The organism is Nitrosomonas communis, assembly GCF_001007935.1.
Classification (GTDB): domain Bacteria; phylum Pseudomonadota; class Gammaproteobacteria; order Burkholderiales; family Nitrosomonadaceae; genus Nitrosomonas; species Nitrosomonas communis.
The window spans coordinates 1,400,411-1,417,002 of sequence record NZ_CP011451.1 but is presented as its reverse complement, the minus strand read 5'-3'; the positions used below and the strand labels follow the sequence as shown (position 1 = coordinate 1,417,002).

Below are 16,592 nucleotides of genomic sequence, written 5' to 3'. Positions count from 1 at the left end.
CTATGCATTCCCATTCCTGGCTTAATCTGATTATGTTTGTCACCGTCATGGCGCTGGCAGCGTTTCTCTACATTAAACCTTCGTTACAGGAAGAGGAATCTTATAAAATTTCATCGCTCGCTGCGGAAGCAGTGCAGCATATCCGTATCACTAGAGAAGACACCCTGATTGAATTAAGTCGGTCGGGTAATCGCTGGCAGATGAGAGAACCTGTGCAAGGCAGAGTGAATGACGTAAAAGTTGAACGCATCCTCGAAATGCTCTCTGCAACCAGCCAGTATCTTTTACCACCAGTAAATCTGAGCCGCTATGGTCTAGCATCACCCGTTCTTGAGCTGCAAGTCGATCAAGAATTGTTCAGTTTTGGTGATCTGGCGCCTATTACCGGCGAGCAATATCTGGCAACAAAGCAGCAGGTATTTCTGATTTCACCCCGCTACGCTGCGACGTTGCCAGTATTGCCCACCGATCTGCTGGATTCAAAAGTATTTGCGGAAGATGAGATTCCAGTTGAGTTTGAATTGGCGCATATTCATTTGAAGCAGGAAGAGAACTGGCAAGTGAATTCGCCGCATGTGAAGCAAGCATTAAGTCAGGATGAGTTAAATCAATGGGTTCAGAACTGGCAATTGGTTCATGCCAGCTATCTGACACTGAATTCTGGTAAAGTGGGTACGGACGGAGAAAAAATCAGCATTATGCTGCAAGATGGAAGAAGGATTAAATTGATTGCTGAGCAGAATGAATCTGAGCTAACCTTATTGCGTGAAGACGAAGGCATACGTTACCATTTTTCCAGTAGTATCGGTAAACGATTGCTGGATCCTTTTTCGATTTATAAGGAGCAAGCGGTCTTTACGGAATAATGCCTGAATTACCTGAAGTCGAAGTCACGCGGCAAGGCATTGAGCCATATTTGTTAAACCAGCGTATCGTGCATGTGATAGTTAGGAATCCCCGCCTGCGATGGCCGATTCAGAGTAATCTTGAAGAGGTTCTGGTAGGACAGGAAATCACTGCAATCGTCCGACGTGCAAAATATCTCCTGCTCATTTGCAGCAAAGGGACGTTGATTGTGCATTTGGGTATGTCTGGAAGTTTGCGTTTAATATTTGCTCAAGTTCCACCGCAGAAGCATGATCATTTTGACCTGGAACTTGCAAATGGTGTCATTCTTCGTTTTAGAGATCCTCGTCGTTTTGGAGCAATTTTGTGGAATACAGGAGATGTCATGCAACACCCCTTGCTGGCACAGCTCGGTGAGGAGCCGTTGTGTCCATCTTTTGGTGGAAAAAGCTTATATGAGAGGACACGGAATCGTATTAGCAGTATTAAGGAAGTGCTGATGAATAATCGGATTGTGGTGGGTATAGGTAACATTTATGCTAATGAGGCATTATTTCGTGCCGGTATCCATCCGAGAACGATGGCCGGTAAAATTAGTCTGAGTCAATATGAGAAATTGGCTTGCTCCATCAAGACCATTCTTAGTGCAGCAATAGAAGCTGGCGGCAGCAGTTTAAGAGATTTTGTTAAATGCGATGGGAGTCCAGGCTATTTCCAGCAGCAATATTGGGTATATGGCCGGGCAAACCAGCCATGCCGAATATGTGGCAGTATAATTAAACAGATTAAGCAAGGACAGCGTTCAAGTTTTTATTGTCCAGAGTGTCAAAAATGAGTTGCTCGCCTATCTATTAGGTCTGCCAGCATACTATTCTAACCTTTCTAACATGAACGTTACTTTTGAGTATGGATTTTATGGCACGATGGATCATGATTGCAGGCGCAATATTGCTTATTCTGGGTGCAATATTGCATGTAGCTCCCTGGCTATTAAGCTGGTTTGGTAAATTGCCTGGCGATATCAGGATAGAAACAGAACGAATAAAGGTTTTTATCCCCATTACTTCCATGATTATCGTAAGTATCGTGCTCACGATAATCATAAATATATTTAAACGCTAATTCCATTTCTAAATCAAAAATGATGCAAAGGTGAGCTGCAAGCAATATCAATCATACGGTATGGTAAAGCCGACAAAGCAAGTTTTGATCTGGAAATGGATAAGACAGTTGCCTAAGCCAAAGCAACGAAATTTAACCTGAGAATGTATTGGCGTTAATGATTAAAACTAGCTAAATGCGAGTAGTTGCTTGCATAGAAATAATAAGTTTGGGAATAACATGAATATTACGTTTGTTGGTGGTGGCAATATGGCTAGTGCCTTGATTGGTGGGCTATTGCAGCAAGACTACCCTGGAGCACAAATACATGTGGTAGAAATAAATGCAGAAAATCGGGAAAAAATCAAACATCAATTTGGAGTAACAACTGGGACTGAGCTTAGAGCAGGTATTATCGATCGCGATGTGATCATTTTAGCCGTTAAGCCACAGCAGCTTTTTACTGTAGCGAAGCAACTTGCTCCCTTACTTGCTGGTCAGTTGGTTATTTCTATCGCAGCGGGCATTCGGACATCCGATTTATCTCGCTGGCTAGGAAGCTATGACTATATCGTACGGGCCATGCCCAACACCCCTTCTTTGATTCGTGCTGGAGTCACAGGCTTATATGCATTACCGACTGTGATTAATCAACAGAAGGAAAATGCCACCTCGATTCTGAACGCGGTGGGATTAGTATTGTGGGTGGAACAGGAAGCGCTTTTGGACGCGGTGACGGCGATCTCAGGTAGCGGTCCGGCTTATGTTTTTTATTTTATGGAAGCAATGCTGCAGGTTGGAGTGGAGTTGGGTTTGAGTATCGAACAAGCAAGGCAGCTGACTTTGCAGACCTTTCTAGGCGCCGTGCAACTTGCAGGTCAAAGTGAAGAAGATGTTGGCATCTTACGATCACGGGTAACTTCGAAAGGTGGTACGACTGAGCAGGCACTGCTAAAGATGGAGCAGGAGGATATTAAAAATGCAATTGTGCGTGCAGTTCATGTGGCTTTCAAGCGTGCTCAACAAATGGGTGATGAATTAGGCAGCCTATAGCTTTAAACTCTTAGTATCAAAATTTCCAGGGAGCATGTGATGTCCAATCAAATACTGATATTTCTTTTAGATACTGTACTTGGCTTATTTTCCCTTGCGCTGCTGCTACGCTTCTATATGCAATTGTTGCGTACTCCTTCCTATAATCCCTTATCGAAATTTCTTGTAGCCGTTACCAATTTTATCGTTCTGCCGGTGCGCCGGGTAATTCCTGCTTGGAGGGGCTTTGATCTTTCCACATTGGTGCTGGCCTGGTTGACACAATTTATTATCCTTGTGGGAGTAAGTAATTTAAAAGGTTATGGGCTCGATTCATCGCTTATAAGCACATTCATAGGATTTGGGCTACTCGCATTAATTGAGCTTGTTAGAATGACGCTGTACATTGTGATGATTATGCTGATTGTACAAGCAGTGCTTTCCTGGATTAATCCTTACAGCCCATTGGCGCCAATACTTGACGGTTTCACACGACCTATTCTGAGTATTTTTCAACGCTATATTCCGCCTATCGCTAATGTTGATCTATCGCCCTTATTCGCCATTATCCTGTTACAGTTGCTGTTAATGATTGTGGGAAATGTGCAACAGGGAATTTCAGTCATGTTCTGATGAGCTGGTATCAATACGATGGCAATTGCAATCTTATTTTAACGCTTTATATCCAGCCAGGCGCAAAGCATACCGAATTGGCAGGGTTGCACGGTGATGCGCTTAAAATAAGACTTTCTGCTCCACCTGTGGAAGGTAAGGCAAATAAAGTGCTATTAAAATTTCTTGCAGAACGTTTTCAGGTACCCTTACGGCAGGTATCCATCAAACAGGGAATGCAATCCCGCTACAAGATAGTCGAAATCTATCAACCTTCTCTTGGGCCACAAGTACTTTCTGCTGATGATTGCTTGAAATAAGGTATACCATTTCCAAATGAACGCGAAGGCGAGCCGCAGGCAGTATCACAACCATACGGCAAGGTGAAGCCGACAAAGTCAGTTTTGATTTAGCAATAGAATAAAAGCCTGGCGGATACTTTCACAACAAACTAGCATGATGTAATCGTGCACGATGCGTCATGTATCCTCTAACTTTTTTCTATAAAAAATTCCTATCAACCTGTTTTTTGCTTAGTATTCTTAGTATTTATAATTAAGTAAAAAAAATTGTTCGTATGCCATTCTTATTCCATTTTTAAATCAAAACTGGCATTGTCGGCTTCACCTTGCCGTATGGTTATGATACTGTCTTCGGCTCGCCTTCACGACATTTTTGATTTAGAAGTGGAATTATTTGTTTATATAGTTAATGGGCTAATTTGTACTTTGCTAATAAGCACGCAGCATATCGTTTTCTTCAGGTAAAAAAATAATTTGCAATCGAATAAAAATCCAGTGAAATAGTATGGATTGATGGCAGAATGTGTAAAGCTGGAATGGTCATTTATTTAATTTTAGAGGAGAAAATGCAGGATGAGGTATAAGAATATTGAGGAGTTCAGGAATTATGTTTCTGAACGTAACCCTGGCCAAGTAGAGTATATGCAAGCTGTTACTGAGGTTATTGAAAGTTTATGGCCTTTTATTACCCGTAATCCTCGCTATGCTGAGCATGGTTTACTGGATAGAATCGTTGAGCCAGAGCGCATCATTATCTTCCGTGTTTGCTGGGTCGATGATAGCGGTGAAGTAAAAGTTAATCGTGGGTATCGTATACAACATAACTCGGCGATTGGCCCATATAAAGGGGGAATTCGTTTTCATCCTTCGGTTAATCTATCCATTCTCAAGTTTTTAGCATTTGAACAAACGTTTAAAAATGCTTTGACAACACTACCTATGGGTGGCGGTAAAGGGGGGGCAGATTTCGATCCTAAAGGAAGAAGTCCCGGTGAAATCATGCGTTTCTGTCAGGCTTTTGTAAGCGAACTATTCCGTCATATTGGTGCTGATACAGATGTTCCTGCGGGTGATATTGGTGTGGGTGGCCGCGAAGTGGGATATATGGCGGGTATGGTAAAAAAATTGACTAATCGTTCAGATTGTGTGTTTACTGGTAAAGGAATCAGTTTTGGTGGTTCATTGGTTCGTCCTGAGGCGACAGGTTATGGTACAGTTTATTTTGTGGATGAAATGCTTAGATATGTCGGTCAATCATTAGATGGCCTTCGCATTGCCGTATCAGGATCAGGTAATGTAGCGCAATATGCCATAGAAAAAGCAATGGCTTTTGGTGCAAAAGTGGTGACTATTTCGGATTCAAGTGGAACAGTGGTTGATGAAGCGGGATTCACACCTGAAAAACTCGCAATATTGTCAGATGTGAAAAATAATCTTTATGGCCGGGCGAGTGAGTATGCTCAAAGAATAGGAGCGAGTTTTCTTTCAGGAGAGAAACCATGGCATGTGCCCGTAGATGTTGCTTTGCCGTGTGCGACGCAGAATGAAATTAGTGAAGACGATGCGTCACATTTGATCAAAAACGGGGTGATCTGTGTGGCAGAAGGCGCAAATATGCCTTGTACCGCTGGGGCTGTGAAACGTTTCGAACATGCTAAAGTTCTGTTTGCGCCAGGTAAAGCGAGCAATGCAGGAGGAGTAGCCACATCGGGTTTGGAAATGAGCCAACAAGCGATGCGACTTTTCTGGACGCATGAAGAAGTCGATGCACGTTTACAGGAAATTATGAGAGCTATTCACACTGCATGTTTGCAATATGGCGAGCAGGAAGATGGTCGTATCAATTATGTGGATGGAGCCAATGTCGCTGGTTTTGTTAAAGTGGCTGATGCTATGCTGGCTCAAGGTGTCATTTAAATATTGAGGTAATGGAAAAATGGATTACTTTCTTGCAATAAAGCTTTGTGGTTTTTAATCTATAGATCATCGCAATGAGGTAGAGCGGTAATCCAGAGCTGACAGATAAGACTTGTGGTTTCCAATGATGTTTACTCTCTTGTATTTTGGATTAAATTTAATAATTCTGGCATGAGAAAATTTTTATTCAATTTATTTCTGATCTGTTACATGAATTCGCTTGTAGCTGGCCAAGAAGAAGATTTTTTGGCGATACGAGAGGCTTTTAAGACGGGAGATGCTGTCCGTGTAGCATTTTACGCAAGAAACTTGCAAAATTATGTGCTTGCACCGTATGTAGAATATTATCAATTACGGTTATATCTGGGAACAACGGATATAAACACCATTAGGGCTTTTCTTGCCCGTCATCAGGATAGCCTCGTTGCAGATAGATTACGTGGAGACTGGTTAAGAATTCTTGGAAAAAAGCAACAATGGGCATTATTTGCAGAAGAATATCCAAAGTTGAGTAATAAAGATGAGGAGCTCATCTGCTATTCTCTGCAGCAGCGTCTAACTGTGAGAGATAGAGAGGTAGCGGGTGAAGCCCGATTACTTTGGTTGACTGAGCGTGATCTGCCTAATAGCTGTACTCCCGTATTCAATCTGTTGATTGCTTCAGGACAAATATCATCAGCAGATATTTGGTCTCGGATCAGGCTAGCGCTTGAAGCAGGGAATACGGGGGTAGCGAGGCATGTTAGCCGCTATTTACCAGATAACCAGGCCCTTAATGAGCAGAAACTCAAGGAAGCGGCTAAAGATCCGCAACGTTATCTGGAGAAATATCAGCATGACTTTAGATCCCGGGCTGATCGTGAAATTGCGTTATTTGCCCTCTCCCAGCTACTGCGTAGCGGGACGAATCAGGCTTATGCGCGTTGGTACAAAATACACAAGCAATTTCCAGAATCCGATCAATCCTACTTTATGAGTGCTCTGGCATACCGAGCAGCCATTAGGCAAGATCCCCGGACCCTAGGTTGGTTTTTGGATGCTGCAAACAGCAAGCAGGCCTATCCCCTTACAGAGGCTAAGCTTGCCTGGAAAGCTCGGGTTGCACTGCGAGAGGGGAGGTGGGATCTCGTGATGCAATGCATAGAGAGCATGCCCTCTGCTATGCAGCAAACTGATGTATGGCGTTACTGGAAGGCGCGAGCGTTAAAAACTAAAGGCGAACTCGTCGCGGCTAATGAGATTCTTGCGCCGCTTAGCCAGGAGCACAGCTATTATGGGCAAATCGCAAAAGAAGAGTTGGGGGTTATGCTTAGTGAACCAGCTACTAATTATCAACCCAGCATGCAAGAAATCAGCGATATGCAGCGGGTGCCCGGAATTCAGCGTGCACTTGCGCTATACCAGCTCAATCTGCTCATAGAAGCACATCGTGAGTGGGCCTGGACAATCCGTAATTTTAATGATGCGCAATTGTTAGCTGCTGCAGAGGTGGCCTATCGCTATGGATTATATGATCGTGCGATCAATACAGCTATCAAGACTGTATCACAGCATAACTTCAATTTGCGTTACCTTGCACCCTACCGTGAGCAGATGAGAGAAGTATTGCGTTATCAGGAGCTTGATGAAGCATTTGTATACGGCCTTATTCGCCAGGAAAGTCGCTTTCTTTCTGATGTTAAATCGACCGCTGGCGCTATGGGTTTAATGCAGTTAATGCCGGCCACTGCAAAATGGGTTGCAGAAAAATTAGGTATGCAGAATTTTCATCATCATCTTGTTACTGATATCAATACCAATCTTCGATTAGGAACTTATTATTTGAAGCATGTATTGACTATATTTGATAATCAGCCATTATTGGCTGCGGCTGCTTATAACGCTGGACCAAGTCGGGCTAAGCAGTGGAGAGATAACATAAGGCCATTGGAAGGAGCAATTTATGCTGAGACGATTCCTTTCAACGAAACGCGTGATTATGTCAAAGTAGTCTTAAATAATTCAATGTATTATGCAAGTAACTTTGGTCACCAACCTATATTCACATTAACACAACGCTTGGGAACTGTTTCCCCTAAGCAATAATGGTCTTTTCATGAAAATTTATCGAGTAGGGGGGGCAGTACGTGATGAATTACTGGGACTGCCGGTAAAAGATCATGATTATGTTGTTGTGGGTTCTCATCCGGAAGAAATGGTGCAGCTTGGCTTTCGCCCTGTTGGTAAGGATTTTCCAGTTTTTCTTCACCCTCAAACTCAAGAGCAGTATGCATTAGCACGTACTGAACGAAAGGTTTCGCGTGGCTATAAGGGATTCGAAGTCTTTGCCTCTCCAGAGGTGACATTACAGGAAGATTTAGCCCGGCGTGATCTGACGATTAATGCCATTGCTAAGGATCAAAATGATAATATTATCGATCCATTTAATGGCATTGCTGATCTTGAAGCAGGTGTGCTGCGTCATATCAGTCCAGCTTTTGTGGAAGATCCGGTCCGGGTACTGCGTGTTGCCCGTTTTACTGCACGCTTTGGTTTTCATATTGCTCCTGAGACACTGGATTTAATGAGAGAGATGGTGCATAACGGAGAAACTGAAGCACTGGTACCAGAGCGGGTATGGCAGGAAATTGCGCGTGGATTGATGGAGCGTCATCCTTCTCGCATGTTTTATGCTCTGCGCGAATGCAGTGCGCTATCGCGCATTATTCCTGAGGTTGATGCGTTATTCGGTGTTCCGCAGCCAGCACAGTCTCATCCAGAGGTTGACACCGGTGTGCATGTCATGATGGCGATTGATTATGCAGCATCACGCCAGTATTCATTAACTGTTCGTTTTGCTACGCTTACTCACGATCTTGGCAAGGGAACAACCCCTCCGGATGAGTGGCCACGACACATCGGACACGAAATGCGCAGCGTAGCATTAGTGAAAGATCTGAGTGAACGTATTAAAATTCCAAAGGAAGAACGAGATTTGGCACTACTGGTGGCTCGCTTCCATGGGGATGTGCATCGCGCTGAGGAGCTACGTTCTGCAACGATTGCCGATATGTTGCAGGTAACGGATGCGTACCGTAAACCCAATCGTTTTCAAGCATTTCTCGAGGCCTGCGCTTGTGATTTTCACGGTCGCCCAGGCTATGCTGGTAAGCCCTATCCACAATTTGAACGATTAATTAAAGCATTTACCGCTGCTAGAAATGTTGATGCAGGCACCATTGCTGCTGAACTCAAGCGAAGCGATGTGGATCCGACTGATTTGCCTAAGTTAATCAATGCCAGGGTGCGTGAGGCACGCATTGCCGAGATAACAAACTGTTTTAGTTAATTTCATTTTCAAATCAATTAGAAATACAGTCTTGCAGATAATCGCAGTGCGCCAACTTTGCTGATTTAATCGTTCCACGCTAGTGAGTGTTTTTATTTTGTGTATGGGTTAATAGCTCTGCTTGGCCATTGGAAAGAATAAAAACACGATCAGCAGCATTGATGACTGCAGGTTGGTGTGATACTGCGACGATCGTGTAATCTTGCGCTAGTCTTTGCAGTGTTTCGCAAATTGTTTTTTCACTTTCTGGGTCAAGCGCACTGGTTGGTTCATCTAGCAGCAGCAGGAGTGGTTGATGAGCTAGTGCTCGAGCAATCGCGATGCGTTGACGTTGTCCACCAGAAAGCATACCTCCTCGTTCACCAACCACCGTCTGTAAACCTTCTGGGAAGGAGTTGACAAAATCCCAGGCACCAGCCTGTTGTAGCGCCCGTTCCGCATCAGCAGAATTAAGTGCAGAGGCGCCTACGAGTATATTGTTGAGTATCGTATCATGGAGTAGTACTGTATCCTGAGATACGTATCCGATTAACTGCCGCCATTGCCGCAGTTCAATATTATGTAATGCAACCCCATCAATAAGAATTTCGCCGGACTTAGGTTCTGCAAGTCCGCATAGCAAGTCGAGCAAAGTACTTTTACCCACACCAGAAGAACCGATTACTGCAGTAAAGGTATTAATAGGTATGTCAATATTGAGATCGTTGAAAATAGACTTCCGGTCATAATCAAAGGCGATATGACGAAGGCTGATACCTTGCTGAAGAGTGGGTGTTAAAGTACCTGTGGTTCTTTCAGCTGCAGCCTGAGCTTCGTCAATTGCTGTACGTAGCGCCCAATAAGCGCTTTCCTGAACTGCCAGCTGCTGGTAACGGCGTTGTATTTTGTTAAGCACCCCAAGAATTCGGGTTAACAAAAAAACCATCACCATTACTTCTGGCAGGGAAAGATTCCAAACGACTAAAGCGAGATATAAGCCGCTTGCTGTTAGTGTTGCGAGTATGGGTTCTTGTAATGCCAGTAGTGCAGCTCTACTGATGACTTCTTTGCGGGTGGCTTTTTCTAATTGATAAGATTGATCACGCAAAATGGCGTCAGCCACATTATCTCGTGCCATTGCTTTTAAGGATTTCACTGAACTTAACACGTCTGATAAATAGCTCAATAAATGGCGCAGTAAGTGAGTTTGTTTTGTTCCTGCCCGCCGGGTTGCACGGACCAACCGATGCAGTGCGTAAAACAGAATGATGCCAATAAGGAGAGAGCCAATGGTGGCCTGCCAGGAAATGAATAGTGCAACAATAACGTGCACAAGGACCACAATGGATAACGCAAGTACATCGACGCTATGCTCGAAACCATTTGCCGCGCGATAGGCTTCTGTAGCAACTGAATTGGCCAGCGCGCCAACTGGCTGACGTAAATAATATTGCCAGCGACTGGCAAGTAACGCTTTAATGAGATTTAGGCGCAGGGCAGTAGCGACATGCGCGACGGTATAACCTACCTGCCGGTTCGTGAGAAGCAGGATCATTCCCTTGATGAGCATGCCACTAACAATAATCATCAAGATGATATCAATAGTAGGTTCAATTCCGATACGTTGTAGGTTTTGAACCATAAATCGTCCTATACTGGACTCATCTGCTTCCCCCACCGCGACGGAAAGAAGGGGGAGCAATGCTGTCAGGCTAAGCGCTTCAGCGACTCCTGCTAATAATAGAGCAATCAGTACGAATGCGCTGCGTCGCGGAAAAACCGTAATGTAGGTAAGTAATGTACGCATAGACTGATTTCTTTGTTTTACCTGATTTTTAATTGGCTGAAGGTTAGATAATGCTGATAAATGCAGCTGCAATAGATGTATTGATAGTCTTAAACGTGCGATACTTTTTATTTATAATAGAATGCCGTGGAGAAATTATGGGCTTCGTTTTATTATTTAGTTGAGATGTAACTCGGCTGATAGCGGACTCAAAATCTTATACTTATTTTACGTTATTATTTTATATTAGTAATTCATTTCTCATTTCGATGCTCATTAGGGGATAATTCGGTCACTCCTTCAAAAACAGTGACTGCAGGACCCGTCATAAATACAGGTTGATTTTTTCCTTCCCACTGTACCCATAAATTACCACCGTGAGTACTGACTTTGACTTTAGATGCCAGTAGACCACGTGCTATACCCGTGATCACTGCGGCACAGGCACCTGTGCCGCAGGCCAATGTTTCGCCCGCTCCGCGCTCATAAACGCGCAATTTAATATGATGAGGATCGATAATTTGCATGAAACCTGCATTAACACGTTGAGGAAAACGGGGATGTGATTCTATCAGTCTACCCTCTGTGGATACTGCAGCATCTTCGATATCGGATACAATCTGAACGGCATGAGGATTGCCTATAGAAACCACACTAATCTCTATTTGTTTATTATTAATATCGAGTGTATAGGTCAAATCATGTTTTTCAGCTAAAAAGGGAATATCTGCCGGTTCAAATGTGGGAATACCCATATTGACCGTCACCTCGCCATCACTTTCCAATCTGGGAAAGATTAAGCCGCTTGCTGTTTCAACACGAATTTCTTTCTTTTTGGTTAAACTATGGTCATACACAAAACGTACAAAACAGCGTGCACCATTCCCACATTGCTCTACTTCACCGCCATCAGCATTAAAAATCCGGTAGCGGAAATCCGCATTGTTCGTTGCTTTTTCAACTAATAACACCTGATCACAGCCGACTCCAAAATGGCGGTCGGCTAGCCAGCGAATATTCTCAGGAGTAAGTGAAATGGCTTGATTAATACCATCAATGACCACGAAATCATTACCTAACCCATGCATTTTGGTAAATTTTATTTTCATACAATTTTTATTTATTAGTCGTGATTTTAATAATCTGGCGAATTTAATCTTGCCTCGTCTGGATCGATAGGCTGGTACGGAAATTGAGTTGATGTGTCATTATTTCATTTCTAAATCAAAACTGACTTTGTCAGCTTCACCTTGCCGTATCATTGATACTGGCTGTGGCTCGCCTTCGCGTCATTCTTGATTTAGAAATGGAATTGCTTGCGAAGGGAAAATTTTTTGCAAAATCAAAATATATAACACTAGACTCTATGCCGTAGCGCATTGATCATTATAATTGTATTGTGTTTTAATCAAATAGATCAAAGAAGGGTTAGGCTGCTCAGTAGAAGAGTATCAGTTTAACTCGGTGGAAATCATCGTTCTACTCCAAAACCAATTTATTCTCATCTACAAAAATCCACAAAAAATATCTTCGTTTTCTTTATCATTATTAGCAATTTCTACGGCCCCGTATGCGACCCTGTGATGCTTTAGAAAGATTGGTAGCTTTTGTATGTTAATGATCTCGCTTCGGATGCATAAATAGACATTAATTTCAATCTCAATCTTAGAAGATGGGAGATCTTTTAAGATTTTCTTATTTTTAATCGTTATATATTCTTAGGAATGGTAATGTTGACATATCCCCATCTTATAAATATGTGCCAGTTTGTTAATTTTTTGCATCTGATTTTGTTTTAATGATGGCCAGTGTATCGTTATCAATGCCCCTGTTGTCCTGAATTAATGGACAGGATAAGGAATTATTCATTGATTGAAAATTATGCAAATTGTAGCAGCTATATACTTAATACTTTGAAAAGTATAAATCTTATCCAAATAATCGATTATGCTGCCTGAATTTCCGCAAATGAGGCAATTAAACATTAGAAAATAAGGATGCAAATAATAGACCCAATGGGGAAGTCATTGATTATTTTTTATTTAGAGTGGTATTGAGTAATCAGAAAGAGGAAAGCATATTGAGCTTATTTTACTTACACTATTTTAATTAGGAAGGGTGTTTTGATTCGTATTTATAATCATTATATTTCTAAATTCACGATATTGCTTATTAGTATAGAAGTTTGTCTGCTAATGACTGTCTTTTTTCTAGGTAGTAGTATTCATTTTCATTATTTTAAAATTTCCTTTATTGATTTGCTCCTTTCTCAGTTACCAGGCGCCATCGTTTTTATTTTTGTAATGATTACATGTATGGCCATGATGGGTATGTACCAGCAAGATTCAAAGCTGGATATTGAATCTACATTATTGCGCTTGATGCCATCATTAGCCATGGGTTTTGCAATCATGGCCCTGATTTTTTATCTGTTTCCGAAATTATACCTAGGTCGTGGGCTATTAACGATAGTGATATTACTCGCGTTATTATTAATTCTTATAACACGCATGATTTTTTTTCGATGGCCTAATAATCTGGAAGTTCTTCGGACGCGCGCGATAGTGCTTGGAACAGGAAGTATGGCAGGAGAGCTTTTGAGTTTAACAGAAAATAGCTCAACTTTACGTAATCTAGATATCGTGGGTTTTATTCCATTTTTTGGCGAAGATCGGCACGTGCCTGTCTCGGTAGTATTACCAGCACATAGTTCTTTACCCTATCTGGTTAATCAGTATGATGCTAACGAGATAATCATTGCAACACAGGAACGGAGAGGGGGAGGATTTCCTATTCAGGAGTTATTGGAATGTAAGATGCATGGTATTAAGGTGACAGATATCGCCAATCTATTTGAACGTGAGTGCGGTCAAATTCGTATGGATTCACTTTATCCAAGTTGGTTAGTATTTGGTGGTGGTTTTGATCAAAGTTTTTCTAGAACCATGATTAAGCGTATTTTTGATTTGCTTGCAAGTCTATTACTTTTGTTTGTGACACTACCCGTCATATTATTAACGATGATTTTCATTTTAATAGAAGATGGTAGACCTGTTTTCTATCGACAGGAAAGAGTGGGAAAAGGGGGGAGGAATTTCCTGATAATTAAATTTCGTAGTATGCGGAATGATGCGGAAAGAAGTGAGCAAACGCAATGGACAGCAATAGATGATCCTCATGTTACCAAAATTGGGCAGATTATTCGGAGATTAAGGATAGATGAACTTCCTCAGATTATGAATGTGCTTAAAGGAGAAATGAGTTTGGTGGGGCCTCGCCCTGAATGGCCTTATTTCGTTGATATGCTTATTGAGAAGGTGCCTTACTACAATGTTAGACATAGTATTAAGCCTGGGATAACCGGATGGGCGCAAGTACATTATCCCTATGCCTTTTCGGTAGAAGACGCAATCGAAAAGCTGCAATATGATCTCTACTACATAAAAAATCAGAGCTTATTTCTTGATCTCATCATACTTATAGAGACTGTAGGTGTGGTTCTTTTGGGTAAAAGTAATAGATGATAGTCAAATACTACTTCTAATATGTGGGCAACAATCACCGCGGCTAGCTATGTTACAGCAGCAGTAGCTTATTTGTTCTTATTTGTCCTTTTGCTGACGAATTGGCGTGGACGCTTATATGGATCACTGCTGGCAATTGTTTGTATAGTTTCTGCTTTTTGGGCGGTTGCTATCGCAAGCCAATCATACTGGGGTTTTTCACTAACTTTTCTCATAGAAATTCTTGAAATTTTGCGCAATGCAGGTTGGTCTATATTTTTAATAGCGTTACTGAATCCTTTTCAGCAAAGGAAAGAAAATTCTATTCCTCTGAAAATAAGGCCTGCGGTAGCCGCCATAGCAGTGCTTTATCTTATTTTTTTCATACTGGCTATTTTTTTTAATGGAAATTATGACGGCGAATTTACCTCGCATGGTCAACCTGCTTCTTATAGCACCTTTTTTACAGGTGTGATAATGGCCGTAATTGGCATGGTTCTCGTTGAGCAATATTACAGAAACATGTCATCTGAACAACGCTGGAGAATAAAACTTATCTGCCTGGGGATAGGAGGTATTTTTGTATATGACTTTTACTTATTTAGTGATGCACTTTTGTTCAGAAAAGTAAATAGTGACATATGGATTGCTCGAGGGTGGGTAGATGCTTTGACTGTTCCTTTGATCGCGCTCGCAGTTGCCCGTAATCCAAAGTGGTTTATAGGAATTTGTATCTCACGGCATATTTTGTTCTATACGTCTGCCTTACTCAGTGCAGTCATATATTTGCTTGTGATGGCGGCTGTTGGTTACTACCTAAGGCTTTCCGGTGGGGCTTGGGGAGGAATTTTACAGCTAACTTTTTTATTTGGTGCTGTTCTACTTCTTATCATTTTACTATTTTCTGATGTCACGCGTGCTTGGCTTAAAGTATTTATTAGTAAGCATTTTTATAGTTCTAACTATGATTACCGTGAAGAATGGTTGCGTTTTACACGAACTCTTTCAGAAGGTGAGCTGGAGCTAACAGCGCGTGCAATCAAAGCGCTTGCACAACTTGTGGAAAGTCCTGCAGGCGGGTTATGGTTTAGACAGGAAAATGGAAGATATCAATTGATTGGTTGTTGGAACATTTTTCTAAAAAATAAAACTATTGAAGCTGACAATGAATTTTGTAAGTTCTTAGAAGAAAAGGCGTGGGTGATTGATTTACAGGAGTTTTGCTCCGACCCAAGGAAATATTCATCCTTGGTGTTGCCAAATTGGCTATCTGATATTCCAAGAGCTCGACTGATCGTGCCATTAATCTTGCATCGAGAATTGCTGGGATTTATCGTATTGGTTGAACCTAGGAGTACTATTAGTTTAAATTGGGAAGTAAGGGATTTATTGAGGGTTGCGGGTACTCAGGCATCAAGCTACTTGGCACAATACGAAGCTGCTAATGCACTCTCCATCGCACGTCAATTTGAATCTTTCAATCGTATGTCAACTTTTGTCGTGCATGATATCAAAAATCTGATTTTTCAATTGTCTTTGTTACTTTCAAATGCTGAAAAACATAAGAATAATCCTGAATTTCAGAAAGATATGATCGAAACGGTGAGTTTTTCAGTCAGTAAAATGAAACGGTTACTTGAAAAATTAAGCACTGGAAATCAATCCGAAAAATTAGGAATTCTTTCTCTTGATCAACTGTTACAACAGATCATGGAGAGGAAATCTTTCCATATACCCAAGCCTGCACTTGAAATTACTCATTCAAATTTAATGGTAATGGCTGATTATTCTCGTCTTGAGAGAGTGATTAGCCATCTAATTCAGAATGCAATTGAAGCTACTCCAAAGAATGGTCAAGTTTGGGTTCGACTCTTAAAAAAAGATAGTTCTGCTCTGATAGAAATCGAAGATAATGGGCATGGCATGAGCGAACAATTTATTCAGAAAAAGCTTTTTAAGCCTTTTGAGTCTACTAAAACAGCAGGTATGGGCATTGGTGTTTTTGAGAGTAAAGAATATATTAACGAGCTCGGAGGGCAGCTTGATGTTGTCAGTCAAGAATCTGCAGGAACAACTTTCTCAATTTATTTGCCACTTTCTAAAAATTATCAAGAAAATAAGGTTGTCTCTTAGATTAACTATATTCTCTATCTTTTATAATTTAGTCCGGTTTTTCATTCTTAGTC

The 16,592-nt window shown here is 41.7% G+C and carries 13 protein-coding genes; 11 read left to right on the top strand and 2 right to left on the bottom strand.

What is annotated here, in order from left to right; translation table 11 throughout:
* Positions 1-2 precede the first annotated feature (2 nt).
* The 9 genes from AAW31_RS06430 to AAW31_RS06390 all read left to right on the top strand — a co-directional run bounded on the left by AAW31_RS06430 (position 3) and on the right by AAW31_RS06390 (position 9,138).
* The gene (locus AAW31_RS06430; RefSeq protein WP_046849617.1) at positions 3-866 is read left to right on the top strand and encodes a DUF4340 domain-containing protein; all 864 of its coding nucleotides are present in this window, start codon (positions 3-5) and stop codon (positions 864-866) included.
* Positions 866-1,681, top strand: a complete 816-nt coding sequence (mutM, locus tag AAW31_RS06425) for a bifunctional DNA-formamidopyrimidine glycosylase/DNA-(apurinic or apyrimidinic site) lyase (RefSeq protein ID WP_046849616.1) — start codon at positions 866-868, stop codon at positions 1,679-1,681. Before AAW31_RS06430 ends, mutM begins: the two co-directional genes overlap by 1 nt.
* Before the next feature lie 80 nt (positions 1,682-1,761).
* Positions 1,762-1,968 (top strand): DUF2905 domain-containing protein, encoded by a 207-nt coding sequence (locus tag AAW31_RS06420; protein ID WP_046851559.1) that lies wholly within the window; start codon positions 1,762-1,764, stop codon positions 1,966-1,968.
* Positions 1,969-2,187: 219 nt separating this feature from the next.
* Positions 2,188-3,000, top strand: a complete 813-nt coding sequence (proC, locus tag AAW31_RS06415; RefSeq protein WP_046849615.1) for a pyrroline-5-carboxylate reductase — start codon at positions 2,188-2,190, stop codon at positions 2,998-3,000.
* A gap of 39 nt (positions 3,001-3,039) precedes the next feature.
* A complete protein-coding gene (locus AAW31_RS06410) occupies positions 3,040-3,612 on the top strand; it encodes a YggT family protein (RefSeq protein WP_046849614.1) in 573 nt (190 codons plus the stop codon).
* Positions 3,612-3,911 carry a DUF167 domain-containing protein gene (locus tag AAW31_RS06405; RefSeq protein WP_046849613.1) on the top strand — a complete coding sequence of 100 codons (300 nt, stop codon included), beginning with the start codon at positions 3,612-3,614 and terminating at the stop codon, positions 3,909-3,911. The genes AAW31_RS06410 and AAW31_RS06405 overlap by 1 nt, the downstream gene beginning before the upstream one ends.
* A gap of 555 nt (positions 3,912-4,466) precedes the next feature.
* Positions 4,467-5,810 (top strand): NADP-specific glutamate dehydrogenase, encoded by a 1,344-nt coding sequence (gdhA, locus tag AAW31_RS06400; RefSeq protein ID WP_046849612.1) that lies wholly within the window; start codon positions 4,467-4,469, stop codon positions 5,808-5,810.
* 210 nt (positions 5,811-6,020) lie between these two features.
* A complete protein-coding gene (locus AAW31_RS06395) occupies positions 6,021-7,895 on the top strand; it encodes a transglycosylase SLT domain-containing protein (protein WP_235264517.1) in 1,875 nt (624 codons plus the stop codon).
* Between the two features lie 10 nt (positions 7,896-7,905).
* Complete coding sequence (locus AAW31_RS06390) at positions 7,906-9,138, top strand: multifunctional CCA addition/repair protein (protein WP_046849611.1); 1,233 nt, start codon at positions 7,906-7,908, stop codon at positions 9,136-9,138.
* A gap of 79 nt (positions 9,139-9,217) precedes the next feature.
* Here the strand turns inward: AAW31_RS06390 and AAW31_RS06385 are convergent, their stop codons facing one another.
* Both AAW31_RS06385 and dapF read right to left on the bottom strand, forming a co-directional pair.
* A complete protein-coding gene (locus AAW31_RS06385) occupies positions 9,218-10,924 on the bottom strand; it encodes an ABC transporter ATP-binding protein (protein WP_046851557.1) in 1,707 nt (568 codons plus the stop codon).
* Positions 10,925-11,157: 233 nt separating this feature from the next.
* Positions 11,158-12,012, bottom strand: a complete 855-nt coding sequence (gene dapF, locus AAW31_RS06380; RefSeq protein ID WP_046849610.1) for a diaminopimelate epimerase — start codon at positions 12,010-12,012, stop codon at positions 11,158-11,160.
* Between the two features lie 1,014 nt (positions 12,013-13,026).
* On the opposite strand from dapF, the gene AAW31_RS06375 reads away from it, so the two are divergent.
* Complete coding sequence (locus AAW31_RS06375; RefSeq protein ID WP_046849609.1) at positions 13,027-14,427, top strand: TIGR03013 family XrtA/PEP-CTERM system glycosyltransferase; 1,401 nt, start codon at positions 13,027-13,029, stop codon at positions 14,425-14,427.
* Between the two features lie 21 nt (positions 14,428-14,448).
* Entirely contained in the window at positions 14,449-16,539 is a 2,091-nt protein-coding gene (gene prsK / locus AAW31_RS06370) for an XrtA/PEP-CTERM system histidine kinase PrsK (protein ID WP_046849608.1), read from the top strand.
* The last annotated feature ends 53 nt before the right edge of the window (positions 16,540-16,592 follow it).